The organism is Streptococcus mitis (genome assembly GCF_946190275.1).
Classification (GTDB): Bacteria; Bacillota; Bacilli; order Lactobacillales; family Streptococcaceae; genus Streptococcus; species Streptococcus mitis_DC.
In genome coordinates, this window is the sequence record NZ_CAMHZQ010000088.1 from 1 (window position 1) to 263 (window position 263).

General features: G+C 52.5%; 1 pseudogene. It reads left to right on the forward strand.

The features are described 5' to 3' along the window. Positions 1 to 263, forward strand: a pseudogene (locus N8M20_RS10350) (hypothetical protein); the annotation flags it as partial.

A 263-nucleotide genomic window follows, 5' to 3' on the forward strand; every position in this document is an offset into this window, starting at 1 on the left:
GCTACCGCACTTGTTGATGCTGACGTAGACGCTACCGCACTTGTGCTTGCTGATGTAGATGCTACAGCGCTAGTACTTGCTGATGTAGAGGCTACGGCACTTGTTGATGCTGAGGTAGACGCTACGGCACTTGTTGACGCTGAGGTAGACGCTACTGCACTTGTTGATGCTGACGTAGATGCTACGGCACTTGTACTTGCTGAGGTAGACGCTACTGCACTTGTGCTTGCTGAGGTAGACGCTACGGTGCTTGTTGACGCTGA